Annotated in this window: 25 protein-coding genes; 5 read left to right on the top strand and 20 right to left on the bottom strand. The window is 51.7% G+C overall.

Translation table 11 applies throughout. The annotated features are described in order from the left end of the window. Window positions 1-6: 6 nt before the first annotated feature. Both hmpA and ACI7RC_RS14735 read right to left on the bottom strand, forming a co-directional pair. Window positions 7-1,227 (bottom strand): NO-inducible flavohemoprotein, encoded by a 1,221-nt coding sequence (hmpA, locus tag ACI7RC_RS14740; RefSeq protein ID WP_408108984.1) that lies wholly within the window; start codon window positions 1,225-1,227, stop codon window positions 7-9. A gap of 109 nt (window positions 1,228-1,336) precedes the next feature. Beyond that, complete coding sequence (locus tag ACI7RC_RS14735; protein WP_408108983.1) at window positions 1,337-2,290, bottom strand: threonine ammonia-lyase; 954 nt, start codon at window positions 2,288-2,290, stop codon at window positions 1,337-1,339. A 135-nt stretch (window positions 2,291-2,425) separates the two neighbouring features. On the opposite strand from ACI7RC_RS14735, the gene deoD reads away from it, so the two are divergent. Both deoD and ACI7RC_RS14725 read left to right on the top strand, forming a co-directional pair. Then, window positions 2,426-3,133 (top strand): purine-nucleoside phosphorylase, encoded by a 708-nt coding sequence (gene deoD, locus ACI7RC_RS14730; protein WP_408108982.1) that lies wholly within the window; start codon window positions 2,426-2,428, stop codon window positions 3,131-3,133. 159 nt (window positions 3,134-3,292) lie between these two features. Continuing rightward, entirely contained in the window at window positions 3,293-4,381 is a 1,089-nt protein-coding gene (locus ACI7RC_RS14725) for a DUF418 domain-containing protein (protein ID WP_408108981.1), read from the top strand. Window positions 4,382-4,555: 174 nt separating this feature from the next. Here ACI7RC_RS14725 and ACI7RC_RS14720 read toward each other — a convergent pair whose 3' ends face one another. The 15 genes from ACI7RC_RS14720 to ACI7RC_RS14650 all read right to left on the bottom strand — a co-directional run bounded on the left by ACI7RC_RS14720 (window position 4,556) and on the right by ACI7RC_RS14650 (window position 21,883). Continuing rightward, window positions 4,556-5,206, bottom strand: a complete 651-nt coding sequence (locus tag ACI7RC_RS14720) for an isochorismatase family protein (RefSeq protein ID WP_408108980.1) — start codon at window positions 5,204-5,206, stop codon at window positions 4,556-4,558. Between the two features lie 60 nt (window positions 5,207-5,266). Then, window positions 5,267-6,016 (bottom strand): maleate cis-trans isomerase family protein, encoded by a 750-nt coding sequence (locus tag ACI7RC_RS14715; RefSeq protein ID WP_408108979.1) that lies wholly within the window; start codon window positions 6,014-6,016, stop codon window positions 5,267-5,269. A 62-nt stretch (window positions 6,017-6,078) separates the two neighbouring features. After that, on the bottom strand, window positions 6,079-7,104 hold the full coding sequence (locus ACI7RC_RS14710) for a 2,5-dihydroxypyridine 5,6-dioxygenase NicX family protein (RefSeq protein WP_408108978.1): 1,026 nt from the start codon (window positions 7,102-7,104) through the stop codon (window positions 6,079-6,081). Between the two features lie 35 nt (window positions 7,105-7,139). Continuing rightward, a complete protein-coding gene (locus tag ACI7RC_RS14705) occupies window positions 7,140-7,856 on the bottom strand; it encodes an ABC transporter ATP-binding protein (protein ID WP_408108977.1) in 717 nt (238 codons plus the stop codon). Then, window positions 7,849-9,633, bottom strand: a complete 1,785-nt coding sequence (locus tag ACI7RC_RS14700) for a branched-chain amino acid ABC transporter ATP-binding protein/permease (RefSeq protein ID WP_408108976.1) — start codon at window positions 9,631-9,633, stop codon at window positions 7,849-7,851. The genes ACI7RC_RS14705 and ACI7RC_RS14700 overlap by 8 nt, the downstream gene beginning before the upstream one ends. Then, window positions 9,630-10,505, bottom strand: coding sequence for a branched-chain amino acid ABC transporter permease (locus ACI7RC_RS14695; protein WP_408108975.1), 876 nt, complete (start codon window positions 10,503-10,505; stop codon window positions 9,630-9,632). The genes ACI7RC_RS14700 and ACI7RC_RS14695 overlap by 4 nt, the downstream gene beginning before the upstream one ends. An 11-nt stretch (window positions 10,506-10,516) precedes the next feature. Continuing rightward, window positions 10,517-11,692, bottom strand: coding sequence for an ABC transporter substrate-binding protein (locus ACI7RC_RS14690; protein WP_408108974.1), 1,176 nt, complete (start codon window positions 11,690-11,692; stop codon window positions 10,517-10,519). A gap of 78 nt (window positions 11,693-11,770) precedes the next feature. Then, a complete protein-coding gene (locus ACI7RC_RS14685; RefSeq protein WP_408108973.1) occupies window positions 11,771-12,589 on the bottom strand; it encodes an alpha/beta fold hydrolase in 819 nt (272 codons plus the stop codon). Between the two features lie 54 nt (window positions 12,590-12,643). Then, window positions 12,644-13,882 carry an FAD-dependent monooxygenase gene (locus ACI7RC_RS14680; RefSeq protein ID WP_408108972.1) on the bottom strand — a complete coding sequence of 413 codons (1,239 nt, stop codon included), beginning with the start codon at window positions 13,880-13,882 and terminating at the stop codon, window positions 12,644-12,646. Window positions 13,883-14,575: 693 nt separating this feature from the next. After that, a complete protein-coding gene (locus ACI7RC_RS14675; protein WP_408108971.1) occupies window positions 14,576-15,361 on the bottom strand; it encodes an isochorismatase family protein in 786 nt (261 codons plus the stop codon). A gap of 289 nt (window positions 15,362-15,650) precedes the next feature. Then, window positions 15,651-16,145 carry a DinB family protein gene (locus tag ACI7RC_RS14670; protein ID WP_408108970.1) on the bottom strand — a complete coding sequence of 165 codons (495 nt, stop codon included), beginning with the start codon at window positions 16,143-16,145 and terminating at the stop codon, window positions 15,651-15,653. A gap of 130 nt (window positions 16,146-16,275) precedes the next feature. Continuing rightward, on the bottom strand, window positions 16,276-17,844 hold the full coding sequence (locus tag ACI7RC_RS14665) for an acyl-CoA synthetase (RefSeq protein ID WP_408108969.1): 1,569 nt from the start codon (window positions 17,842-17,844) through the stop codon (window positions 16,276-16,278). An 82-nt stretch (window positions 17,845-17,926) separates the two neighbouring features. Beyond that, the gene (locus ACI7RC_RS14660) at window positions 17,927-19,267 is read right to left on the bottom strand and encodes an APC family permease (RefSeq protein WP_408108968.1); all 1,341 of its coding nucleotides are present in this window, start codon (window positions 19,265-19,267) and stop codon (window positions 17,927-17,929) included. A 38-nt stretch (window positions 19,268-19,305) separates the two neighbouring features. Further along, window positions 19,306-20,430: an aromatic ring-hydroxylating oxygenase subunit alpha gene (locus ACI7RC_RS14655; protein WP_408108967.1), complete on the bottom strand. Its 1,125-nt coding sequence runs from the start codon at window positions 20,428-20,430 to the stop codon at window positions 19,306-19,308. A 28-nt stretch (window positions 20,431-20,458) separates the two neighbouring features. After that, entirely contained in the window at window positions 20,459-21,883 is a 1,425-nt protein-coding gene (locus ACI7RC_RS14650) for a gamma-aminobutyraldehyde dehydrogenase (protein ID WP_408108966.1), read from the bottom strand. A gap of 238 nt (window positions 21,884-22,121) precedes the next feature. Here ACI7RC_RS14650 and ACI7RC_RS14645 point away from each other — a divergent pair, with 238 nt between their 5' ends. From ACI7RC_RS14645 to ACI7RC_RS14635, 3 genes are read left to right on the top strand one after another with little or no spacing between them, the layout of a single operon-like run. Beyond that, a complete protein-coding gene (locus ACI7RC_RS14645; protein ID WP_408108965.1) occupies window positions 22,122-22,673 on the top strand; it encodes a TetR/AcrR family transcriptional regulator in 552 nt (183 codons plus the stop codon). Continuing rightward, complete coding sequence (locus ACI7RC_RS14640; RefSeq protein WP_408108964.1) at window positions 22,670-23,011, top strand: DMT family transporter; 342 nt, start codon at window positions 22,670-22,672, stop codon at window positions 23,009-23,011. The genes ACI7RC_RS14645 and ACI7RC_RS14640 overlap by 4 nt, the downstream gene beginning before the upstream one ends. A 28-nt stretch (window positions 23,012-23,039) precedes the next feature. After that, window positions 23,040-24,044 (top strand): sigma-54 interaction domain-containing protein, encoded by a 1,005-nt coding sequence (locus ACI7RC_RS14635; RefSeq protein ID WP_408108963.1) that lies wholly within the window; start codon window positions 23,040-23,042, stop codon window positions 24,042-24,044. Window positions 24,045-24,104: 60 nt separating this feature from the next. On the opposite strand, the gene ACI7RC_RS14630 is transcribed toward ACI7RC_RS14635, so the two are convergent. From ACI7RC_RS14630 to ACI7RC_RS14620, 3 genes are all read right to left on the bottom strand, one after another. Further along, window positions 24,105-24,860 carry an SDR family NAD(P)-dependent oxidoreductase gene (locus ACI7RC_RS14630; RefSeq protein WP_408108962.1) on the bottom strand — a complete coding sequence of 252 codons (756 nt, stop codon included), beginning with the start codon at window positions 24,858-24,860 and terminating at the stop codon, window positions 24,105-24,107. Window positions 24,861-24,866: 6 nt separating this feature from the next. Further along, window positions 24,867-25,304 carry a MarR family winged helix-turn-helix transcriptional regulator gene (locus ACI7RC_RS14625; protein ID WP_408108961.1) on the bottom strand — a complete coding sequence of 146 codons (438 nt, stop codon included), beginning with the start codon at window positions 25,302-25,304 and terminating at the stop codon, window positions 24,867-24,869. Between the two features lie 158 nt (window positions 25,305-25,462). After that, the gene (locus ACI7RC_RS14620; protein WP_408108960.1) at window positions 25,463-25,804 is read right to left on the bottom strand and encodes a winged helix-turn-helix transcriptional regulator; all 342 of its coding nucleotides are present in this window, start codon (window positions 25,802-25,804) and stop codon (window positions 25,463-25,465) included. Window positions 25,805-25,921: the final 117 nt, after the last annotated feature.

Here is a 25,921-nt window from a genome sequence, read left to right as displayed (position 1 = left end):
AATCGGCTAATCTTCCAGGCTGCCAGCCGGGCCGAAGAATTCAAAGTGGATTCTCTGTGCCGGAACTCCCCAGTCCTTGAGCGTCCGATTGACTTCCCTCATGAACGGAACCGGGCCGCAGAAGTAGAAATCCGCCTCGTTCGAGGACAAGATTGACTTCAGCCAAGCCAAATCGACAAACCCTTCCTTGTCGAAATTACCCGCCAGCCGGTCTTCCGCAGACGGCTCGGAATAGCATGTGTAAGACGTTACTTGGCTGTGGTTTTCGGCAAGCTGGGCGACGTGTTCTTTCATCGCGTGCGTGCTGCTGCCTGTCGCAGCCTGGATAAAGGTGACCTTCCGGTTTGGAAAGCGTTCCACGAGTGTGTTCAGCATGCTCATCAGCGGGGTGAGGCCAACGCCGCCGGCAAGCAGCACTACCGGCAGATCCCCGGCTGTGTCCAATACGAAGTCGCCGGCTGGGGCACTGATCTCCAGGACATCCCCTTCGTTGACCTGGGCATGAAGGTAGCTGGAGACGACTCCCTTCGGCCGCTGGTCCAAAGCGTCTTCCCGCTTGACGCTGATCCGGTAGTACGCTTTTCCCGGGCTGTCGGACAAACTGTACTGCCGCAGGTGGGTATTCTGCTCACCAGGAATCTCCGCTTTCACGGTGATATACTGCCCCGGCAGGTAATCGGCGATCTGGCTGCCATCTTCCGGCACAAGGTAAAAGGAGGTGATCACATCGCTTTCCTTCACCTTTTTCGCTACTGTAAATCTGCGCCAGCCTTCCCAGCCGCCCCGCTGCTCCCGGGCCTGCTGGTACATTCCGGCCTCGATGCTGATGAAAGCGTCAGCGATCACGCCATACGCCTCCGCCCAGGCCTGGATGATCTCATCCGTAGCCGCATCGCCGAGCACATCCTTGATTGCAGCCAGCAGATTTTCACCGACGATCGGATAGTGTTCCGGCTTGATGCCCAGGCTGCGGTGTTTGTGGCCGATTTGCTCCACCACCGGAATGATGGCGCCGAGATTGTCGATATGCGCGGCAGCGGCGTAGACGGCGTTGGCCAGTGCCGTCTGCTGGCGCCCCTGCTTTTGATTGGCATGATTGAAGATGTTCAACAGCTCTGGATGCTGGGCAAAGAGCCGTTCGTAAAAACGGGTCGTAATCGCCCTTCCATGAGTTTCCAGTACAGGTACGGTCGATTTTACCACTTCTATCGTCTTTGGGCTTAACATCTCTATCCCTCTTTCCTGTGATCTGATTCACAGGTTTCAGTATAGACCCGTTTTCCATGCCGCACTGTTATTACAATCACACGAAAAATTGCGGCTTTGTGACAAAGCATCACTCCCCGCCGATCATCCTCGCCGCCTGTTCCAAGTCGACATTGCCCCCGGAGATGACGGTCACCACCTTTTTCCCCGTAAAAGGCAGCTTTCCAAACATCGCTGCCGCCACCGTAGTCGCGCTGGACGGCTCGATCATCTGCTTCATCCTCTCCATGACAAAGCAAAAGGCCTGGCGAATTTCTTCCTCGCTGATCAGAACGATGTCGTCGATGTACTTCATCACAATCGGGAAGGTAAGATCACCCGGCTGGCTCGTCCGCAGCCCGTCGGCGATCGTCGAAGAGGCGGGAATAGAGGTGATCTGGCCGCGCTGGCGGGACAGATACGTATCATTGGCCAGAGCCGGTTCGACGCCGATCACCTGAACCCGCGGGCGGCTTTCCTTGATGGCAGTCAAAATCCCCGATATCAAGCCCCCTCCCCCAATTGGTACGATGACGGCATCAACATCATCCACCTGCTCCAATATCTCCAGTCCAATCGTGCCTTGACCGGCCATGATGAACGGATCGTCATAGGGCGGGATGTACACGCCGCCCTCCTGAAGCGCGATCTCCTTTGCCCGCGGGATGCGCTCCGCCGATGTCATTCCGCACGTCTCCACCTTGCCGTTGTAGGCCTTGATTGCATTGACCTTGCAAAGGGTGGCGTCTTCGGGAACGACGATGGTCGCGGGAATCCCCAGTCGATTGGCGGTGTAAGCCACGGCCTGGCCGTGATTCCCGGAGGATGCCGCGGTCACGTACTTCGCCCCTTCCGCTGCTGCTTGCTTCACTCGGTTGGCCGCTCCGCGGATTTTGAACGATCCGGTTTTCTGCAAGTGCTCCGCCTTCAGAATGATCTGATTGCCGCAAATGCGCGAAAGCTGTTCCGACTGCAGCAGGGGCGTGACATAGGCGATATCGGCAATGCTCCGCTTGGCAGCTTGAATGTCCTGCAACGTGATCATGGGCTAATGCTCCTTTAACTTTGACATGAACATAAGTAAGTAATTGGATATCGGAGCCGCGATTCCCTGCCGCGTTGATCAGGAACGGCAACATGGTATAATACTACAGAACGTGAAACAGGAGGGATTTATTCGATGAGTGTACATATTGGCGCCAAGGAAAACGAGATTGCCGAATCCATCCTCTTGCCCGGCGATCCGCTGCGGGCAAAACACATTGCCGAGACATTCCTGGAGAATGCCGTCTGCTACAACAACGTGCGCGGAATGCTTGGCTATACGGGAACGTACAAGGGCAAACGGGTCTCTGTTCAAGGTACGGGGATGGGGATTCCGTCGATCTCCATCTATGCCCAGGAATTGATGCAAGAGTACGGCGTGAAGAATTTGATCCGGGTGGGAACGTGCGGAGCCATCCAGCAGGACGTCAAGGTGCGGGATGTCATCCTGGCGATGAGCGCCTCCACCGATTCGGCCGTGAACAAAATCCGCTTTAACGGGATCGACTTTGCTCCGACAGCAGACTTTGACCTGTTGAAAAAGGCTTACGATCTTGCAGCCGCAGCGGGAATGTCGGTAAAGGTGGGGCCTGTCTTTACCAGCGACACCTTTTACAACGAAGATGCAGACGGACAGCGGCTACTCGCAGCTTACCAGATTCTGGCCATCGAGATGGAGACAGCCGCCCTTTACACGCTCGCGGCCAAGTTTAACGCCAAGGCCCTCTCCATCTTAACGGTGAGCGACCACATCCTGACAGGTGAAGCGACTTCGTCTGAAGAACGCCAGTTGACCTTCAACGATATGGTCAAAGTGGCCCTGGAAACCGCCACTGCCAGCTAAATAGCCGCAAGGCCGACGAAGCACCCAGTCTTTTTTCCAGACTGGGTGTTTGTTTTTGCTAATCTTACACCCCTGTAAGGAAAATGAAAGACAAATCGATTGTTCGTCACAAGCCCCCTCCCTATAATTGGGTTGAACATAATGAAAGGAAGAACAGAAATGAATTCACAACCCATTTCGAGCAGGGAGCGGATCGTCTCGCTCGATATCATTCGCGGAATCGCCCTGTTCGGCATCATGTTGATTAACGTGCCCGCTTATATCATTTACACCTCTGATACCCCGCCGGTTGATTACAGCGGGCTGAACGGCGTACTGCATACGTTGATTTCCATCTTCGTAGAAAAGAAATTCTTTTCCATATTTTCCTTTTTATTCGGCGTCGGCTTTTACATCTTCGTATCGCGCGCCGAAAAACGGGGAGACAGGTACTATCTCAGGTATGTGCGCCGGCTGCTGGCGATGCTGGTATTCGGCATAGTCCATCTCTTGATCTGGTGGGGGGATATCTTGACGATCTACGCACTGATGGGCTTTTTCCTGATTCCGTTTTACAACCGGAAGCCGCGAACCATTCTCCTGTGGATCGGCATTCTTGCCGGGCTTCACGAGCTGTCCCTGCTCGGCTCGATGGCCCTGTATCAACCGGGCGCCCAGCCGCCTTCCGTTTTCGGCTTTTTCGGCAACGACGCGGTCAATATCTTCGTCATGTTTTTGCTCGGACTGTACGCGGCGAAGACAAACCTGATCGCTCAGGTATCGACCCATTTTCGCACGTACAAACTCACCCAAGCCGTCACGCTGGTGTTGTCGGTTATTCTTTCCGCTGGCGTTCTGTGGATGAGCCTGGTAACGGAATCTGATGCTGTCAGCTTCTACAAAAATTCGCTGATTGGCCTTGGCGCTGTCCCGATGGCCGTGTTTTACTTGACTACCCTATTCCGTTTGCTGGAGCACAAGGGCGTGCAAAAAATGCTCCGCCCGATCGGCTGCGTCGGACAGATGGCTTTCTCCAATTACATCGGACAAGATTTGATCGGCGCCAATATCATCATCCCGCTCGCCGGGCTGCAAGTTGTCTCGCCGCTGCCTGCGCTCATCATCGCCATTGTCATCTATCTGATCGAGCTGATCGCAAGCATTATCTGGCTGAGATTTTTCTCTTACGGCCCGCTTGAATGGATATGGCGCTTGCTCACGTACGGAAGGCTGCGAAAGAAGCAATCTGCGGAAGCGGCGAACGCGTAAACGGAGGCGTTCCTGCCCGCTCTTTTGAATGAACCATTTTCGCATCGGCTCTTGCCTGAAAAAATAGCGCAAAATCGTCCCCAGCCTTTCCAGTTGGCGGGGACGATTTTACGCTTACACTGCGGCCTTGCCTTTTTTTGAAGATCCGGCTTGACCTTCTATGGAAGCTCTCTTTTAGGAAATCGCCTTGTACGAATGAATGTCTTGGATTAGCTCGCTGGCGTTTAGCACATCGGCATATTTTTGTTCCATGTCAAACAGGCTCTGGTCGTGCGAAGCAAGAGAACGATCGCCAACGGCGTCCTTCACGACAATCGGTCGATATCCGTATTGGAGTGCATCGACCACTGTCGCCCGCACGCATCCGCTTGTCGTACAGCCGGTCACAATCACCGTATCGATTCCGTTGACGTTCAAACGGGAAATCAAATCCGTTCCGAAAAAAGCGGAAGCGTACTTTTTGTTCAGGATCATGTCCCCTTTTTTGTAATGGAGCCGCGGATCCAACTGTACAGCGTCCGTTCCAAATTTCAGGGTTTTTAATCCGCCCATTTTTTTCAACCAGATCCCGGAATCACCCATATCTTCTTCGTATGCGATGGTAGTGAATATGACGGGCAAGTTTTTTTGGTGAGCCGCATTCAGCAATTGATTGATGACTTCAATCTGCCTGGATAAATCTGAACCGAGAGGCATGACCGGATCCGTAAAGCCTTGGATGACATCAACCACGAGGAAACAAGGCTTGTTCCCAATACCTAGCGGTTGCCCAAAACCCCTTTCGCGAAAATTGCGCAAATCATTTTGCAACTGATTGGTCTCCATGGGTTTCCTCCAATTACCAAATTTCTTGTTTACTTCCTCTTCATTCACGCTGCAGGCCGCTCAATACTTGCCGGATAAAAGGGCCCCCGCATCAGGCACAATCGGTTTCAACCCCAGTGTCCTGAGGATCTGGTAGACGGTTGCTGTCGCTGCGGATAGAACCGGCTTGCCCAGCCTGTTTTCAACTTCCTGTACCGCCGGAAGTGACGGCATCTGAACACATGCTGACAGCACCACAGCATCCGCTTCCCGCACGTCCAATTTTTCAGAGATCGAGAGCAAATTCATCGGGTCCAGCTTGCCTACCTCGAGATTATCGGCGACCTCCAGGCTGATAGAGTCAACCACCTCGATACCGTATGACTGAATATAGTCGATGACCATGCCGGTAAGCGGCTTCATATACGGAGCGATCAGGGCGATTTTTTTGGCACCCATCGTTTGAATTCCCTGAATTAACGCTCCGGCACTGCTGACTGTAGGAATGTCTACTCCCATGTCCTTCGCCGTCTTTGATAATTTCTCTTCCGAGACGGAATGATAGCCAGGTCCATTGCACATGATCGCAACCAGACAGGCATAAGCCAAGACATCGCATCTTGCATCTGATAGTTCGACAGCGCAGCGGATGCTGTCATTGTCCATTTTGACCAATTCTTCCTTTGTCACATGCTTCATCCGCATGCGGCTCGAGTGAAAGGTAAATGCATCTTGTGCCAACTGCGAACGGGATCTGAGCATTTCCGGAATTTCCGTTTCCATCGTCGTATTGGAACTGGGCACGATCAGCCCGATTCGATAATTTTTCAAACTGTTCCACTCCTTTTTCTACCTGTTTTTCATGTACCGTTGAGAACTACAAACCGACAAAATCACACCGGCTTCATTTCTTCGATAACGACGTCCCCGTCCTTTACGATGAGTTTGCCGTCCAGATACAACGTGCAGTTTTTCATAGGAATATCGAGATGGCATTTGGTATCATTTGTTCCGCCCAGTTCTGTATTGGGGCCTAATGAAAACAATACATTTCCGTAAAAAGCACGTCCGTCCATCCCAAACACGTTGCTGTCCAGGGCCAAGCTGTGCCACTTGGCACGTTCATTCAGTCCCCAACCGATGTGGGATATCGCGTAGGCCCGGGGATCTTGGAAACTTTCGATGTATTCTCTCATCAACATGGCGTCAAACCCGCCTTCAATCTCCGTGACAAAACCGTCTTTGATCGTGAGCTTTACCGGCTCCTGCACGTATTTGTTAAACGGGAAAAGAATATCCCCGCGATCGAGGACGACTACCCCATCCACGCCGCCGTCATTCGACGTGCCTGCCGAAAATCCGCTTGGCAGATGATCCCATTTGCCCGGTTCATCGGCAAATCCGTATTCGATCAGGATAGGATACTGTCCCAGCTTGAAGGTTACATCTGTGCCGGCCTTGTTTGTAAATCGTAATTCTTTTGCATTTTTTAATAAATCGGCAGCAAACAGCACTCTTTGCTTATCGCTTGGTTTCGGAAACATATTTTTAATGACTTCAAATGGTTCAACAACCATCAAAATTCTTTTTCCCTCATTCTGCAGCTCCAACTGTTCCTTGGAGAACAACAGCAAGACCAGGTCGATAATCAGATCCGCCTTTTTCAGCATTTCAACCGCTGCCCGGTTGTCTGTCAGCGGGGTAATGCCAAACGAACCGGAAATGCCCCGATTGGCGGGCGGAATGTTCAGTTCGAATGTATTGGCTCCGATCAGCTTGGCTGCTTCCATAAACGCTTTGGCATAATCTGCGCGGACGCCCCCAGATGTCAGCACAGCCATCGTTTCGGTCGGCTTCAACTGGCAGAGTTCCAATTCCACTTTGAACAGTTCTACCATTTCGTTAAAATTTGCACTCATACTTTTCCTCTCCTTCATTCCCGTTTTCCTTACCCTCAGCCATGCAGTACATGCTGCTGGCCCATATAGATCGATTGGATCGATCGGTCTTTTCGAAGCGTATCGCTGTCCCCTGTCAATACCGTTCTGCCCAGTTCTATCACATATGCCCGATCGGAAACTTCCAATGCCAGTTCGACATTCTGCTCGATTAAGAGTATCGTCATCCCCGCTTTGCGCAGCGAAATGATGCTGTCAAAAATCATGTCTATAATCTGCGGCGCCAACCCCAGTGACGGTTCATCGAGCATCAGCAGTTTGGGCTCGCCGATCAGCGCTCTGCCAATGGCCAGCATCTGCTGTTCTCCCCCGCTGAGACTTCCGCCAAGCTGATTTCTTCGCTCTTTCAGCCGCGGAAACAATTGAAAAATTTCCTCTATTTTTGTGCTGCTGATTCTTTTTTTAAGAAATCCGCCCATTCTTAAATTCTCTTCCACGGTTAGAGTAGGGAAGATGCGCCGTCCTTCAGGAACTTGTGAAATACCCAAGGATACGATCTCATGCGGATGCCTTTTGCTGATATCGGTGTGTTGAAATTCGATCAGCCCCTCTTTGCGCTTCATCACACCGCTGATCGACATCAAAGTGGTCGATTTGCCTGCCCCGTTGTTTCCGAGAATGCAGATAATTTCACCCTGGTTTACTTCGAAGCTGATATCTTCCAAAGCCTGTGCATTTCCGTAATAAGCTTTCAAGTGTTCCACTTTAAGCATGCTTTCTGTCCCTCCTCCCTAAATATGCCTCCACAACTTGCGGATTTTGCATCACCTCCTCAGGGCTGCCATAGGCAATTTTTTCTCCAAAATTCAACACGGCCATATGATCGCAGAGGTTGGACAACATATGTAAATCATGTTCGACGATAAAAATGGTGATGGCGAATTCTTCCCGCAAACGTAAAATCAATTTTTGCAGCTGTTCTCTTTCACTTAAGTTCAGACCGGCTGCCGGCTCATCGAGAAACAAAATCTTCGGCCCGGAGGCGAGGGCGCGGGTGATTTCCACCAAGCGGCGGTGTCCGTATGAAAGATTGGCGCATAATTCGAACGCTTTCTCCTCCAAGCCCGTCAACTTGATCAGTTGATACGCCACATTGACAGCGTACTGCTCCTCGGACAAAAACTTTTTGTTTTGCAGCAGTGCCAGACCGATATCGTTTTTTAATCGGCACGACATGCCTGTTACCACATTCTCCAGAACCGTCATGCTTTCGAACAACCTGCTCGTTTGGAACGTCCTTACCAGGCCCAGGCTTCCTATATGGGATATCGTTTTATTTGTCACTTCTCGCTGCTGAAAAGTAACCTGCCCCGATGTCGGTCTTTCCAACCCGGTTACAAGGTTGATAAACGTCGTTTTACCCGCCCCATTCGGCCCGATCAATCCAAAAATCTCTCCTGCCTGCACCTCCAGGCTGACGTCATGAAGCGCCTTGAGACCTCCGAATTGTTTCGTGACATGTTCGAGCTTTAAGATTACACTGTTGTCCGCTTGGGTTTGAGACAGAAATTGTCTCAGATTGACCGGCGATCTTGCCACAGCCGTTTGATTTTGAACCGGTTTGAACCGCTTATGCAGCAGACCGTAAATCCCATTCGGCATAAAAATCATCATCAGCACAATGCAAGCTCCGTAGATAATCGGCCGGTACAAGGGAATTTCTTTCAGGATTTCGTTAAAAAACGTAACGCCGAATCCCCCCAGCAAAGCCCCGGTAAAAGAACCCAGGCCGCCGAGAACGACCATAAGGATAACGGTGATGGATTCAAGAAAATGGAATGGCTCCGGGCTGACAAACGCATACATATGCACCATCACGCTGCCTGCTAGTCCGGCCCAAAAACAGCCGATGATAAAGCCTTTTGTTTTCGTAGCAGCGATATTGATGCCTACTGAAGCCGCAGCAAGCTGGTTGTCACGAATCGCCCGAAAGTTTCTGCCCAATCGTCCCTCCGTCAGCCTGATCATAAAGACGCACTGGATAATCAATAAAATGGAGGAAAGGATAAAAAATTCCTTTTTGCTGTCAACAGACCAACCCAAAATGTCGGGATAGGGAATATTGGTTAGTCCGTTCCACCCTCCGGTCAAGCTTCCTCCGTTGGCAAAAACGATAATCAAGATCAAATTAAAGGCGAACGTGGACATGGCAAAGTAGATTTCCGAGAGTTTCGCCATCGGTGAAAGGATAATCGAGACGATCGCGGCCACGATCCCCGACAGCAAGAAGGCAACGAGAAAATTCAGGTCAAAATGCAGCGTGAGAATGGCTGAGGTATAAGCGCCGATGCCGAAAAAACCCGCATGAGCCAGACTGACCTGACCGGCATACCCGAAAATGAGCTGCAGCGAAACCGCCAAAATCGTATAAATCGCCGCCTGGGAAAACAACGACAAATAGTAATTGGACTGGACAAAAACGGCTGCCAACACAAAGACGATCAGGTATACGCCGATTGGTCCGTATGATTTGAGATGGTTTGGCTTCAAGCGGTATCCCTCCGTTTCTTTATGCCCAGTATGCCGGTGGGACGGATCAGCAGCACCAGGATCAATATCGCGTACAAGATCAGATCGCGAAATTCCGAACTGATCATCGTTCCGCCGAATGCCTCGATCAATCCGAGCAAGATGCCGCCAATGACCGCTCCCATGATATTGCCAAACCCGCCTAATACAGCCGCCGCAAACGCCTTGATGCCAATGATCCCCATATCATAAGAAACAAAATAGAGCGGACCTAAGAGGACACCTGCGACTCCGGTCAAGGCTCCGGCTACCAGGAAGATGAGCGCGATGTATTTGCGGTGATTCACCCCAAGCAGCTGTGACATGACGCGATCGTCTGCTATGGCTCTCATCGCCTGACCGATACGGGTAAATTTAAAGAATAACTGAAACAAAATCATAATGAAGATACTTAACAGAATGATCAAAAAACTGATGCCGGAAATCTTCGCGCTGCCCAACTGAACCTGACCTGCGGATAGACTGCTTGGAAAACTCAACGGCTCCGCTCCCCAGACCAATGAGCCGATCTGCGGCAAAATAATCATGATTCCGATGCTGGCCATCAAGACATGAATGCTTTGCCCGCCGCGCTTTTGCACCGGATGAAATACAAGTACATTCGACAAGTAGCCGATTAGACCGGCAATGGCCATGGTTAGCAGCATGACAAGGTAAAAATTTTGCGTGACATTGGTCATCAGACTGAACCCGACAAGCCCTCCGATCATGACAAACTCACCAGTGCCAATGTTTAATACGCCCGACGAACGAAAGATGAGACTAAACGACATCGCAATTAAACTGTAAATGCATCCGACGGCGAGACCACTAACGAAGATGTCAAAATACACCGTAACCCTCCTTAATACGAACCGGCTTGAAGGACTTTTTCCAATTTCAACTGTCCGTTATCCCAATTCACCACGAAAATCGGTTTGGTTGCCGAACCGTCATCGTTAAAGGATGTGAGCCCTGAAGCTCCTTCATAGTTTTTGATGTTCAGGAGTTCCTTTTGCACTTCGTCCGGGGCGGCAGATCCCACTTTTTCGATCGCGGTCTTCAGGATATAAACGGAGTCGTATCCATGCACCTGATAAACGTTGGGCTCCATGTTAAATTTACTTTTCCATGCTTCGATAAACGCTTTCGTTTTTTCACTAATATTGGTGTCGGATATATAGGCCGCACTGATCATGGTATTATTGGACGCATCACCGGCGATCTCGTAATACTGTGGACTGGAGATTGGGTTTGTGGCGATGAACGGTTTGTCATAACCCAGCGCTCTTGCCTGTTTCGCGATCAATCCGCTGTCCGCTGCATAGCCTGTCAAAAATATGTAGGCATTCGGGTTTGAACTGATGCCTTGGCTAATGTATGAATTAAAGTCTTTTGCGTCAGCGGGATACTTGAATTCTTTCACAATTTTCATGCCCAACTCCGCTGATTTTTCTTCGAAAGCTTTATAAACACTGGTACCAAAAGCGTCATCCCGGATAAAAGCGATCACTTCTTTCACGCCCATCTCTTTGGCGGCATAGTAGGCGGCTGACCAGCCAAACTGGTTATTGTTGGCCAAATTCACAAAGAATCGCGGATTTTCCGATACGACTCCCGGATCCGACGCGATCGGCGACACGGCAATCATATTGTTTTCCTTCACTTTGGCTACCTGTGACAAAGCAACCGCGCTGCTCGATCCGCTGATCACAAACTTGATATCCCGGTTGGCAAATTTGTCGATCGCCTGCTGTCCTTTAAACGGATTCCCTTCGTCGTCTTCCGAAACCAGTTTTACTGTCTGCCCAAGGATTCCACCGTTTTCGTTGATTTCATCGACAGCGTATTTTACCGCATCGAATGCCGGTTTTCCGAAAGCGGCCGTCGCCCCGCTCAGCCCGCCGACATAACCCAAAGTCAACGTTCCTCCGCTATTTCCGCCACTTCCCGTCGACGCTGCAGAATTGTCCGTTCCGCAGCCAGCCAGAATCAATGAAAGCAGTGACATCACTGACAACATCGATAATAATTTTTTCAATCATCCCAACCCCTTTATGACTGACTTTTTCTATATGACACCACAAAAATACGTTCACCCGCTTTTCGTACCATACCGTTATTTCAGATGATCGCTGATGAAAGAGATGATAGATTCCGCTGTTACCTGAGGTGCCTCCTTGTATACCATGTGACCAACGCCGTTCACGACAACGGCCTGCAAACGGGAATTGAGAGACTTCAACTCGGCAAGTTCATCAGGACGAATTGTATCTCCAAGTTCAGCGGCTAACAGCAGCATGGGACAAGTTGTCAATTTTACATGGACCTGAAAAGGTTCTTTGATAAAGTTGTTGTACGATTCGATGATCGCTTCCTTGCTTACGTTCAGGTATTCGGTAATTCGTATCTTCCGTTGTTCTTCCGTAAAGTGCGGATAAAAGGCGCGAAATTTGTCCCATTCCTCTTCGTCTGCCGCGGCTTTTTGTTCCAGAAACATGGAGAGGGAATTGGGGTAAACTTGTCGATGACCCGGACCGGTAACCGGGGGGTCGATGAGCACCATACCGGAAATGAGAGATGAGTATGCGCTGCCAAAACCGGCTGCAATTCTCGCCCCCATGGAATGGCCGACAAGGAATGGTGCCGTCTGATTTCTCGTTAACGCATTCACCACATTGAGCAAATCCTCAACGTAATCCTGCATGCGGTATCCCTGTTTGGGCCAGCTGGATTTCCCGCGCCCGCGGATATCCATGGACAAACAGTAGAAGTGATCAGGCATCCGCTTTAGAATTTCCGAAAATGACATACTGTAGCTTGTAATGCCCGGAAGAAAAAGAACCGGTACCCCGTTGCTGTCGCCTTTGGTAAGTAAATGGATATCCGCGTTAAGGCCTTTGACTAACATTTGTCCGAAAAGCTCCTTATCGTTCAAGCTGATCCCCCCTATTTCGAACTTTAAAAAATTTACCGAAAATTACCAAACCTACTATTCCTTCAAGCTAACGCCTGAAGATACCCCAAAACGCTGACGGCAGGTGGTCGCGTCGTACTCGTACACCCACTCGGCACTGATGCCAACCGCATTCGGATCTTGGCTCTGCCGCTCCCGTAAAGCAAGATCCCGCTGCCGTTGTTCCTCAGGCGATTCCAGATGATAGGTACGGCCTCTTTCACGGGATTGCAGCTGTACGTCCCGGGTGCGATTGCGTCGTTCTGCTTCGTACGCGTCCAATGCCAGGGGTACGTTCCCGCCAAAATGAACAAGAGCTTCAGCGAGGACATAAGCATCTTCTATCGCCATCGCGGCACCCTGCGATAAGTATGGAAGCATAGGATGGGCAGCGTCACCCAGGAGCGTCGCATGACCTTGGGACCAGCGCTCCATTGGATTGCGGTCATACAATCCCCACTTGAAAACCTGTGAATTGTCTGTGCGTTCGAACAGACGAATCAAGTCAGAATGCCAACCATCGTACGCCTTCAATAGTTCTTCAGTCGAACTGGGCTCTGTCCATGACTCTTTCACCCATTCATCTGTCTCTTTGCAGGCAACGATATTTACTGCCTGACCGCCCTTGACGTAATAGGTGACCACATGTGCTTTGGGACCAAACCAAAAGGTTACTGCCGGCAGAACGAAAGGCAGCGGATGCTTGTCGACCGGAACGAGCGCACGCCAACACATATGCCCGGTAAATGCCGGATCATCCTTGCCCCACAACCCTTCCCGGACAGCAGAACGTATTCCGTCCGCACCGACAATCAGGTCAGCCTCGAATTCATCTCCATTGTCAAATACAGCAACGGCCTTATCGCCCTTAAGTTGGACATCTACACATCTCACATGAAAAGTAATGCACTCTTCCGGTAATCCTTCTGTCAAGATACTGTGCAGGTCAGCGCGGTGCACGTGATAGTACGGAGCACCAAAAAGTTGGACAAACGTATCTTTTAAGGGAGTCCGAAATAACTCCTCGCCTGTCTCCCAACCGCGGCCCACCATCGCTTCCGGCAAGAAACCGACCCGCTTCATTTCGTCTGCTAGCCCGAGTGATTTCAATACCTTCACAGCATTCGGCGTCATTTGGATACCGGCGCCAACTTCCCTGAACTCCGCTGCCTGTTCAAACAACCGAAAAGAAATGCCGCGTTGCCACAGGGCTCGCGCCAAAGCAACCCCGCCAATACCGCCACCGATAATACCGACACGAAAAGACTTGTTCATCGCTTATCTCCCCCCGTTTTTTTTATAAAGCTAAAAAAAGGAACCAACCATTGAAATTGCTCGTTCTAGTCCATTTGGCAGTATTCGCTCACCCCTGTTTCAACATTTGGCTGCAAATCCCGACTATCGATTCCAAAAATGTCCATATTTAGCGGATGTATAATCGGGTATTTGAGGAGGTTTTTCATAACTTTTCCAATCATTTGAAACATTTTGTTGAAATGAAAGTTACCAAACATGATCAAATTTACTAATCTTTTCGTTCCTGATTATAATCTATTGTGAATTGTCTGTCAACGCAATCTATTCTAAATTTTGAAATCCTATTAAAAACGGGGGGGGGGGGGGATCATAGAAAAAGTCAGCATAACATTGGCCGCGGCAACAACGAAGATCGCGTTACCTGTTCGGGGAATCGCATTCAGATGCAAGGAGATTTGTCCTTCAAGTTTGGGCTGAGAGAGAATTCTCTGGGTAGGAAAAAAGGGGGAAAAACAAGGGGAGAAACCGAAGCACGCTCTCACGGGAGCAGCAGCACGAAACCAATTTGGTTCTCTACATGCCCGCCCCTCCAAGAAAGCCGCCTATGCGCCGAGTTTGACCAATGCAGGTGTAGCATTGACCAAGGTATTCCTTGTCTTGGCGGCAGCCCAGGCAGCTTGGCACACTTTCAGGGGAAGATGTGAAACACCTTTACTTCGATTTTCTTAGTGATCCCGCTTCGTTCACGCATTTCAACACTTTTTCCAACGTCATGACATCAGCGTAACGCGCATGCAAGTCGAGAAGGGTCGCTCTTTGAATCGATTCGGAACGGTCGCCGACAGCTTCTTCTGGAATGATGACACGATACCCGCGCTGCAGGGCTTCCACGGCATTTGCCCGGATGCTGCCGCTCGTTGTGGTTCCAGCCAATATGACCGTATCGATTTCTCTTTGCTGCAGAAACTCATCCAGCGGTGAGCAGTAAAAATCGTTAATGTAAGTGGTTGCGTTAACCATGTCATACGTAAATTCATCTAATGTAGGATGAATTTTCACCCATGCCGTATTACGGTCAAGCAGCTGTATGGAAGGAAATTTTTGTCCCCAAAGCTGTGAAAATTTATCTGCCGAGTCGTAGATGGTCTTGCTGAAAACAACCGGAAAATGATTGGCAAGAGCAGTTTTAACCAGTTGTGTTACCGCTTCAATCTGGCCGTTTAACTGGATGGATAATTTAGAATTCGGATCCGTAAAAGCCAAAGTCATGTCGCGAACAAGCACAGCCGGTTTGCCGCCAAATCCGATTTGTCCGGAGAAGCCCTGCTGTGAATACAGATGCTGTATTTCGTCTAAAATGTACCTGCGCTGCCCCCCCGGTGTATAAATCACACTCAATCCGTATCCTTCCACAACGCCGTCATGTTCCAGTCTGCGCAGCGTGCTGGCTGAAATCCCAAGAAGTTTGGCTGCCTCTGAGATATTTAACAATTTCATTTTGCGTTACCCTCCCTAAATATCTTCCACATGAATAGAAATCAACACGATTCTGTAAGTTTGATAAGTTTCATTAACTTAGAAATATTATATATGATTTGACGTTTACCTGCCACACGACCGATTTTTATGCGGAGTGGCCGGTATTTCAGTTGCTCCATACCAGAGAATATGCCATAGAAAGCCTTTTGTCTGGAGAGACAAGGATGGTAGGCTTGGACACAAGGGAGATGGTCCGATGCGGGGCCGCAAAAAAATGAACCCCCAGCTGCTGACTGGGGGTATAGACTCATTCTTCATCCCATGTTTCCCACGAACCTCGTTCCTTCCGAATGTAGACGATCTGGCCAATGTGATAGGCGTTATGGAGTGCTATGTGGGCTATTAACGTCCACCATGGTACGTCTCGATCCGGGTGGGTTTGACTGTCCAATTTTGAATCATCGCAGTTCATGATAGCTTGTTCCCATTGGGCAAGGACGTCGTCCAATCTCATTTGCAGCTCATCCCAGCTTGCAGACATCCCGCTCTCCTGAAACGTCTCAGAATTGGTGACTATTTCAAGCGGTGGTAAATCGCCTTCGTTAAAACATTTTAGATAACGTTCATTCCAAAAGATAAGGTGACGAACGATACCATAAATGGAATTTGAAGAACCTTTCCCTCCTTGGACAGCCTGTTCCTCTGTAACACCTCGCAAGACAAAATTCAACGGAGCAAACCATCCATCCTGATTATGGCAAGCGAACATCTGTGTAACCAAAACTTCCTTGCTAGTTGACATTTCTCTACCTCCCATATATTTTCCATATTCCTGTGGCGTTCCTTGCTGACTCCTCGTTGTTTCGCTGCACCGGGAGGTTTTTCTGTCACCTGGTGTCTTGTTCTTCCCCCGCCGTGATACGTGTTCATACTCAATCTGCGGCAATCGATTGATACTGCGCGCGAAGCTCCCGTTTCAGAATTTTGCCGCTCGGATTGCGCGGCAGATTGTCGGCGATGACGACGTACTTGGGAGATTTAAACGAGGACAAATGCTCCTTGCAAAACAGCAGGATGTCTTCCGGTCCGAGCAATTCGCCTGATTTGGGCACCACTACGGCGGTAACCGCTTCGATCCAGTAGGGATGGGGGACGCCGATCACCGCCACCTCCGATACTTTCGGATGCTGATAGATCAACTCTTCCACTTCCCGGCTGGCGACGTTTTCCCCGCCTGATTTGATCAGGTCTTTCTTGCGATCCACGACGGTGATGTACCCTTCTTCATCCATGATGCCCAAGTCCCCGCTGTGAAACCATCCGCCGTGAAAAGCCGCTGCCGTCTTCTCCTCGTCCCGGTAGTAGCCCAGCATGGCGTGACTTGTGCGGTGCACGATCTCGCCGATCTGGCCGCGGGGCACCTCGTCGCCGTTGTCATCGACGATTCTGGTCTCCACATTCAGGCCGGGCTTTCCCGCCGAGCCCGCTTTTCTGATCTGGTCTTCCGGTTTGAGTACCGTCGCCAGCGGAGCGACCTCGGTCTGCCCGTAAAAATTCCAGAAGCGGGCTGACGGCAGCCGCAGGTTGCATTCCCTCAGCACCTCGACGGGCATGATCGCCGCTCCGTAGTAGCATTTTTGCAGAGAGGAGAGATCGCGCCGGTCGAAGTCGGGGGAACGCAGCAGGGCGATCCAGACGGTCGGCGGACAGAACAGCTGTGTTGCCCGATGCGTCTCAATCGCCTCCAGGATCGTCGCAGGCGCGGCTTGTTCCAGGATGATGCCGCTGGCCCCGAGGTAGATGTACGGCCCCAAAAAGCAGTGCAGCTGGGCAGAGTGAAACAAGGGAAGCGCATGGATCGCCACATCGTCACTCGTCATGCCGCCGTCGATGATGGTACTGACATACTCGCTGATTACGTTTTTATGGGTGAGCATGACGCCTTTTGGCTTGGACTCGGTGCCGCTCGTATACAGGATGTGAACGACGTCGTCATCCCAAAGCTCCGCTTCCGGCTCCGCCAGCTCGGCCCCGCTGATCAGCTCGCGAAATGGAACCCACTCCCCGATTTGTGCCGAAGGTCTGGAAATGAGCGACTTCAGCCGCAGCGTGCAGCCCGATTTGGGGACGGCTTGCTCGGCGATCGGCTGGAACTCCGGCGAGACGAAGAGAGCGCTTACATCTGCATGGCTGAGAATAAACGCCACGTCGTCAACATTGAGCATGTAGTTGATCGGCACCATGATCACACCAGACTTGGCCAACGCGAAATTGAGAATGGCAAAATCGAGCGAGTTGCGGGAGAGGACGGCAGCACGGTCCCCTTTTTTCAGTCCTTGGGCCAGGATCGCGTTCGCCGCCTGGTTAACCGCATCGTCCAACTGCCGGTAGGACAAGACCTCTCCTTCAAAATTCAGCGCCGTCTTGTCCGGATAGCGCGCTCTGCTCCGTCGCAAAATATCCCCAAGCGTATTTCTTCTGGCCCGGTTCAAATCACTCATTCCCACAATCCCCCCATCAAGCGAGTTTTCTGTCTCTATTATACACGCAATTTAAGGGAATAATTTTTAAATTTCGAATTCTTCATTGATTGATATGCTCTTCAAATTGGAAGCGGGGTGGCTGCCTGGTGAACAGCTTGGTCAAATAAAGCAGATACACCAGTCCGCATACATTCCAGATAATGCCAAGCACCAGCGCTTTCCCGTTCATATGGGTCCAAAGCACGGCGATGAAGCTGATGGCGATCATCGGACCGGCCAGGTAAAAGAGAATCGCACGCCAGGAACGCATTTTTTTCTGAACGATGAAATAGGCGATGACGGACAGATTGACAAAAGTGAAGGCCGTATAGGCGCCAAAACTGAAGAAGGAGATGGCAGTTTCCAGGTCGAAAAAGCTGGCCGACAGCGAAAACAGTCCGGCGAGAATGACGTTGAACACAGGTACCCCGGTACGGGGATGAATATACCCGAACAGCTTTTTGGGAATGACGTTGTCCCGCCCCATCGCATAGAGCAAACGGGATGTGCTCAGCTGGGCGGCAATCCCGCCCACCATGTTGCCTGTGACGGTGATCGCCGCGAAGACCGACGCGAACAGCATTCCGCCGATCCGCTGGGCGATCTCCGGAGAAGCCCCTTCCGGATCGTTGAAAATCGATACATCGGGAAAAAGTGACTGCATAAAATAGGTGACAGCGGTGTACATCGCGCCCAAAAACAACGTCTGGATGATCATGGCGCGGGGTATGGTCTTTCTCGGTTCCAGGGTTTCTTCCGACAACGTGCTGAGCGCGTCGAACCCGATAAAGGAGTAGGAGAGGATCACCGAACCGGCCAGGACAGCAGACCAGTTCAGACTGGCGGAATAGAACGGCTGCAGCGAAAAGCCGGCAGCCGTGCCTCCCAGCAGCTCCCGAATCAGCAAAGCGATGAACACGACCGTGATCAATACTTGAAACACGACGAAAACAGCATTGAACGAGACCGTAACCTTTACCTGGAAGATATTGGCCAGGGTGAAAAACAGCACGGTAAGCACAATCCAGCACCAGCTCGGCACTTCCGGAAACAGAGACGACAAATAGATTTCTGCGGTCAAAGCGTACAGCATCGGCAAAAACAGGTAGTCGCAAAGCGCCGCCCACCCGACGAGGAAGCCGATACTGGAGTTAAATGTCTGCTGGGCATACGTGTATGCCGATCCAGCTCCCGGAAATACCTTCACCATGTGGGCGTAGCTCAGCACCGTGAACAGAATGGCCGCCATGCTGAACAGATAGGCAGTCGGGACGTGGCCGCCGGTAGAGCCGGCGGCGATCCCATAGGTATCAAAAACAGTGGTGGGAACCATCAGTGACAGACCCAGGGCGAATACATGCCAAAGCTTTAACTGCCTTTGCAGTCCCGTTCTCTTCTCCAAGGTTTGTCGCCCTCCATTCGCATGTGGGGGAACGCGTCCTAGCGCGCTCCCAAAGCTTTCAGCACGAGTCCGTGAAAGTGGTGCACGGCATGCTCGCTGATAGACGAACGATCCTGGTCGACGACGTAGCGCCCGTCAGCGTATCCCTTGGAACGCAGCCCCCGCTGCACGCTTTCCACCAGGGCAAAATCTTCCGGATTCAGCACTTTGTCCTGATATTCGATATTGGCCCATCCCTCCTGCGTCGGCTCCTTCTGCAAATAGTAAAACTCCAGGTGCTGCACCGTTGTCTCGGGACCGTCAGGCAGTACATGCATGACGATCAGCCCGGGTTCTCCCGGCATGATGTCAATCGCCAGGTTGGGCCACAGCCAATAGGAGGTATACATGGCCACAGCGTTTTCCTGATCATCAGGCGTCCGGTTGCTGCCAAGCCTTTTTTTGCCTGCACCGGTCTGCAGGATGTGGTAGTCGAACGTCTTCAGTCGGTACTTGGCCATATCGACAATCTCCACAAACTGCGGATGGGCAACGGCACAGTGATGGCACTCCAGGTAGTTGTCGAGCACGTTTTTCCAATTGGCTTTGATCTCATAGGAGATTCTGTGCGATAGCGTCAATTTGTCCAGAACGGGTACGCGCTGCCGGATTTCTTCTTCCACTCCCGGAATCATTTCTTGCAGCGGCTTCGCCGCAGGATCGAGATTGACAAACAGGAAATGGGCAAAGCGCTCCACTTGGACAGGGCGCAAACAAGCTTCCTGCTCGTCGAACTGCTTCATTTGGCGGACAGCCCTGCCGTTGTGAAAGCGGCCGTCAAGCTGAAAGCTCCATGCGTGGTACGGGCAGACGATCAGCGGCTTGTTGCCCTCCCCGCTTACCAATTCGTGGCCGCGATGCGGGCAGACATTGTAAAAAGCCCGCACGACCTGATCCTTTCCTCTGATGATTACGATATTCTGGTCGAACAGCGACACGGTAAAATAATCTCCCGGCTCCCTTACTTTCTCCTCATGGCCGACGCAAATCCAACTTTTTTCGAAAATCTCCTTCCGCTCCGCCTCCAGGACAGCAGGGTCGAAGTAAAAATAAGAGGGCAGTGTGTAAGAGCGCTCCACATCTTCATGGTAGCGATGCTGCAGCTGAACGAAATCCTGCTTCAAAACAAGTCAACCTCCGTTTCGCTGATGGTTATGCAAAGCGAATCATGGCGTGTTTGATCTCGGTGTACTCCTCGACGGCATAGATCGATTGATCCTTGCCATAACCGGAATTTTTGAAACCGCCATGCGGCATTTCACTGGTCAGCAGGAAGTGGGTATTGACCCAGACGGTTCCGTACTGAAGCTGTTTGACGAATTTCATCGCCCGCGACGTGTTCTGTGTCCAGACAGACGTGGACAGCGCATATTGACAGTCGTTGGCAAGCTCCATTGCCTCATCCTCGGAAGCAAACGGCATGACGGTCACCACGGGACCAAACACTTCTTCCCGGATAATCTCATCGCTCTGGCTGACCCCCGCAAGCACTGTCGGCTTGTAGAAAAATCCGCGGCCCTCTAGCCTCTCCCCTCCGGCAAGTACCTGTACCTGGGGCTTGCTCCGGGCGCGCTCGACAAAACCGGCGACTCTTTCCAGATGTTCCTGCGAGACCAGCGGCCCCATCTCCGTCCCTTCCGTCAGCGGATCACCTACGACGATGCTCTGGGCTGCGGCTGCAAGTTTGTCCAGGAGCGCTTCGTACGATCCTTTTTCCACATAAATTCTGGCGGCCGCCGTACAATCCTGTCCGCTGTTGGAAAATCCGGCCAGGCGAATCCCGTTCACGGCTTCGTCAAGGTCGGCATCGTCAAATATGACCACGGGAGCCTTACCGCCCAACTCCAGGTGCACTTTTTTCAAGGCGGCGGACGCTTCCCGGGCAACCGCCTTGCCCGCCCTGACGCTACCGGTGAGCGAGATCATGTGCACGCCGGGATGCCTGGCCAACGCCGCTCCCGCTTCCTCGCCAAGCCCTGTGACGACATTCAACACGCCCGGCGGGAGCAGGTCTGCCGTCAGCTCCGCCAGCTTCAACGCTGACAGGGGAGTCAACTCCGACGGTTTGAGCACCACTGTGTTGCCTGCGGCCAGAGCTGGACCAATCTTCCAGCCGGCCATCAGCAGCGGGTAATTCCATGGCGTGATGGAACCGACGACGCCCACGGGCTCGCGCCGGATCATGCTGGTGTGTCCCTCCATGTATTCGCCACAGCTCAAGCCCTGCAGCGTTCGGGCGGCTCCGGCAAAAAAGCGCAGATTATCGACAAAGGCACACACGTCAAACCTTGCGACCTCGAGTGGTTTGCCGACATTCTGCGATTCGATCAGCGCCAGGCTCTCCAGATGCTGCTCCACCCGATCGGCAATTTTCAGCAGGAGGGCGCTTCGCTCTGCCGGTGTCGTCGCTCCCCAGCTGAAAAAGGCTTTCCGGGCCGCGGCTACTGCCTGCTCCACGTCTTTTTCCCCGCACAGCGGGATTTCGGCAATCTCCTCCTCCGTTGCAGGATTGACGATCACCTTGCTTTTTTCCGCTGTGCTGTCGGCAAATTGCCCGTTCACAAAAATGCGTTCCATTTCCTGTTCCTCCCTTGCGCAAGATTGCTGTTCGCCAACACTTCAAGCAAGAGGAATGCCAAGGGGAACACCCCTTGATTCTTCATTAATTTGCGAAAAAACAGCGGTTAAAAAAGCGATTCCAGCCTGACTCAAGCGAGTCACGGCTCACTCAGGGGAAAGGAAAGAATTGACAACTGTACCGTCCAGACGGTATAGTAAAAAGAAATAAGACCGGAAACGAAAGGCGGTAAGAAGCGTGGGAGCTACAAAAACAACCCGCGAAACGATTCTCGAAGCAGCTTACGCCCTGATCCAAAACGAGGGGATCGGCCGTTTGACGCTGGATGCGGTTGCCGGGCAAGCGAATATCAGCAAAGGCGGCCTCTTGTATCACTTCCCCTCGAAGGAAGCCTTGATCGAGGGTATGATCGATCACTTGTTCAAGGAATACCATCAGCAAATAGAGGACGACATCTCCCAGGAGCCCCACTCCCCAGGGAAGTGGGCGCGCGCCTACGTCCGCACCACCTTCCGCAGTACCGAGCAGGAATTGAAGATCAGCGCCGGCTTGCTGGCCGCACTGGTAAACAAGCCGGAACTGTTGGAGCCTGTCCGGCGTTACTACGCAGGCTGGCAGGAACAATTGGAACGAGACGGGATTGACCCTGAAGCAGCGACCATCTGCCGGCTGGCCGCCGACGGTTTGTGGTTCGCCGAGATGTTTGGGCTGGCTCCGCTGACGAACGGCGAGCTGCGGGAGCGCGTACAGCATTTGTTGATCAGCATGTCGAAGGGGGAAGCGAGATGAAATTCGTCTATTTGGCATCGGCCATACTCCTGGAGATTACCGCAACCACCGCATTGAAATTATCCGAGGGGTTTACCAAATGGGTTCCCGGCACGGTCGTGGTCATCGGATACGCCGCTTCTTTCTACATCCTGTCCCTCGCGTTGAAATACCTGCCGCTCGGCACCGCTTACGCCATTTGGTCCGGAGTGGGCACCGCCCTGACTGTAGTCATCGGCATCATACTCTGGAAAGAATCGGTCAGCCCCCTCAGGCTGCTGGCGATCGCCATCATTATTGTAGGTGTAGTCCTGCTCAACCTGGCGGAGAGCCCGGGCCGCCAAAACCTTCCCCAATAGCTTGCGGATATACAGGGGTGAGAGCGTAGTGGATATTTCAAAAGCATTGCCGACGACAGCGCAAGTCTTGGAAGACCAAAACCAGCCCCTTGTCGTCCACAGCGAAGCCATGAAGAAGGTGCTGCGTCTGTGCCGGAAGGCCGCTGCTGTGGACTCAACCGTTCTCCTGCACGGCGAGACCGGTACGGGAAAAAGCGTCCTGGCCCAGTTCATTCACCGCTTCAGCTCCCGCCGGAAGCAGCCGTTTCTCACGATTAACTGCTCGGCGATTCCGGAGAATTTGCTGGAAGCCGAATTGTTCGGCTATTCGCCCGGGGCGTTTACCGGCGCCTTGAAGCAGGGAAAAATCGGCCTGATCGAAGCAGCCAACCACGGCACCCTGTTTTTGGATGAAATCGGCGAACTGCCGCTGCACCTGCAGCCAAAGCTGCTCCACTTCCTTTCGCACCGCGAATACATTCCGCTCGGCAGGCGCGAACCCAGAAAGGCAGATGTCCGGATCGTGACCGCGACCAATTGCGACCTGCAGGAGATGGTGCAAAAGAAGCTGTTTCGCGAAGACCTCTACTACCGGCTTCACGTGTTGGATATCAAAATCCCCCCGCTGCGCGAGCGGGAGGCCGACCTTTTGCCGCTGATCCATTTTTTTCTGGACAAATACAACCGGCAGTTCGGCAGTTTCCACCGCATCTCCGACCAAGCGCTGAAGCTGCTTCTGTCGTTTCCCTGGCCGGGCAATATCCGCCAACTGGAAAACCTGCTGGAAAAGCTGATCGTCACTTCTGATCCCTTGATCGACGTCCCCGACTTGCCCGATGCCATTCGCTGCTGCGGTCACACGCCACAGGAGCGGACGCTGCTGCCCTCGCTCGCTTCGGCCATGACAGAAGTAGAGAGGAAAATGATTTGCGAGTCATACCAGAGGTTCAAAAGCTCGCGGAAAGTGGCGGAATATTTAAAAATCAGCCAATCCAAAGCCTCACGCTTGATCCGCAAGTACTGCCGCCACGATGAGGACGAGATTCGGACATGAAAAACCGCCCCTGTCAGCAGAGGCGGTATTTTTCCCACATGCAAATATGCTGTTTCGCTGTTACAGAGTAAGACCGCCGTCGATCGGAACGATCGATCCGGTCATGTAACTGGCTCCCGGCGAAGCCAGGAATGCCACTACATTGGCGATTTCCTGCGGATCAGCCATGCGTCCGATGCGCGGAGATTCGATCTTCGGCACATTCCCGGTTTCGGCTATCGTCTTTTGGAAGCCCGCTACCAGGTTGGTCTCGACACCGCCAGGACAAATCGCGTTCACGCGGATTCCTTTATCGGCGTATTCCAGCGCCGCCGACTTCGTAAGTCCAACCACAGCGTGCTTGCTCGCCGAATAGACGGCCAAGCTGTGCTCCACCCGCAGTCCGGAGCTGGACGAGTTGTTGATGATCACGCCGTAGCCCTGTTTTTCCATCACCTTCAGCACGTACTTCAACCCGAAGAAAACGCCTTTGAAGTTGACCGATACGATGCGGTCAAACTCCTCGTCAGGGATATCCGACAGCAGATACGGCTTTTGGATCACGCCCGCATTATTGAAGAAAACGTCAATCCGGCCGTAGGTTTCAACCGCTTTGTTCACATAATGCTGCACATCGGCGCTCTTGCTTACATCTGCCTGCACAAAAATACCGTCGCCGCCCTGTTCCTTGATCATGCCGAGCGTCTCTTCCCCTGTTTGCCGGTTGAAATCCACCAGCACCAGCTTCATGCCCATTTCCGAAAGCTTCAGGCTGGAGGCCCGTCCCATGCCGCTCCCGGCGCCTGTCACTACTGCAATCTGTTCTGTTTGAGGCATGTTGAGTCACTCCTCATCCGCTTGATTTTCCAGCAAATTGTCAACCATTCGTCTGTAGTACTTCAGCAGATCATCCAGCTCCTCGGCGGAAAAACCTGCCCAAAGAGTGTTGGTCAAGGCGAGGTACTTTTGATTAATCCTCTCCAGCACCTGCGAACCCAGCGGGGTGATCTGAAGCAGCGTCACCCGTCGGTCGCTTTCGGGAACCTGACGCACGATATATCCCTTTTTTACCAATTTATTAGCGAGATTCGTAATCGCCGGCAGGCTGATCTCTAATCTCTCCGCCAGTTCGGTTCCTTTCTTCGCGCCTTCCTCGTCCAGGATTTCCAGGATGTATACCTGGGATCCGGAAAGGTCGCTGTCCAGGATCTTGCCATAGGCAACAATGAATTTATGGACCATCACCGACAACAGCTTGGCTAATTGACTTCTCTCTTCCATCTGTGCCCGCATCACCACCTTCATTCAAACCATTAATAGTTAAATGTTTTAACCATTAAAATGTTACACCGATCCTGCCGCTTCGTCAAGCTGCATGTCTCCCATCTGCTATTCTCCCACCACTGGCAAAAAAATATGGACCTCTTTAAAAAGTGCATTTACTCTGAGAATGGTTCACGGCCTTGGATATATTGCTCGCCCCAATCGTTCAATTGGTCCAATATCGATTTCAGCGATTTTCCTAACTCACTCATTTCATAGACAACTTTCGGCGGTACTTGGTTGTATACCGTTCGAATTATGATATCGTCTTCTTCCAACTCCCGGAGCTGCTGCGTTAACATTTTTTGTGTAATTTCCGGTATTTCCTTCTTTAATTCACTTGTTCTCTTGGGTCCACAGTTTAAATGACACAGAATCAATAATTTCCACTTCCCCCCTAAAATGTCCAACGTTGCTTCAGCGGGGATGTTATAAGTCCGAACGGATTGTCTCTCCACGGAATACCTACCTCCTGTACAAGATAGTCAAGATTTTATACTAAGGCACTTTTTGGTATCTATATAACTTTTTTGTATAAATGATACAAAAAAGTGCGTACTTCTCAATATCCATTG

This window comes from Brevibacillus sp. B_LB10_24, assembly GCF_046036945.1.
Lineage (GTDB): Bacteria > Bacillota > Bacilli > Brevibacillales > Brevibacillaceae > Brevibacillus_C.
The sequence above is the reverse complement of the archived record's forward strand: the minus strand, read 5'-3'. Positions and strand labels throughout refer to the sequence as shown.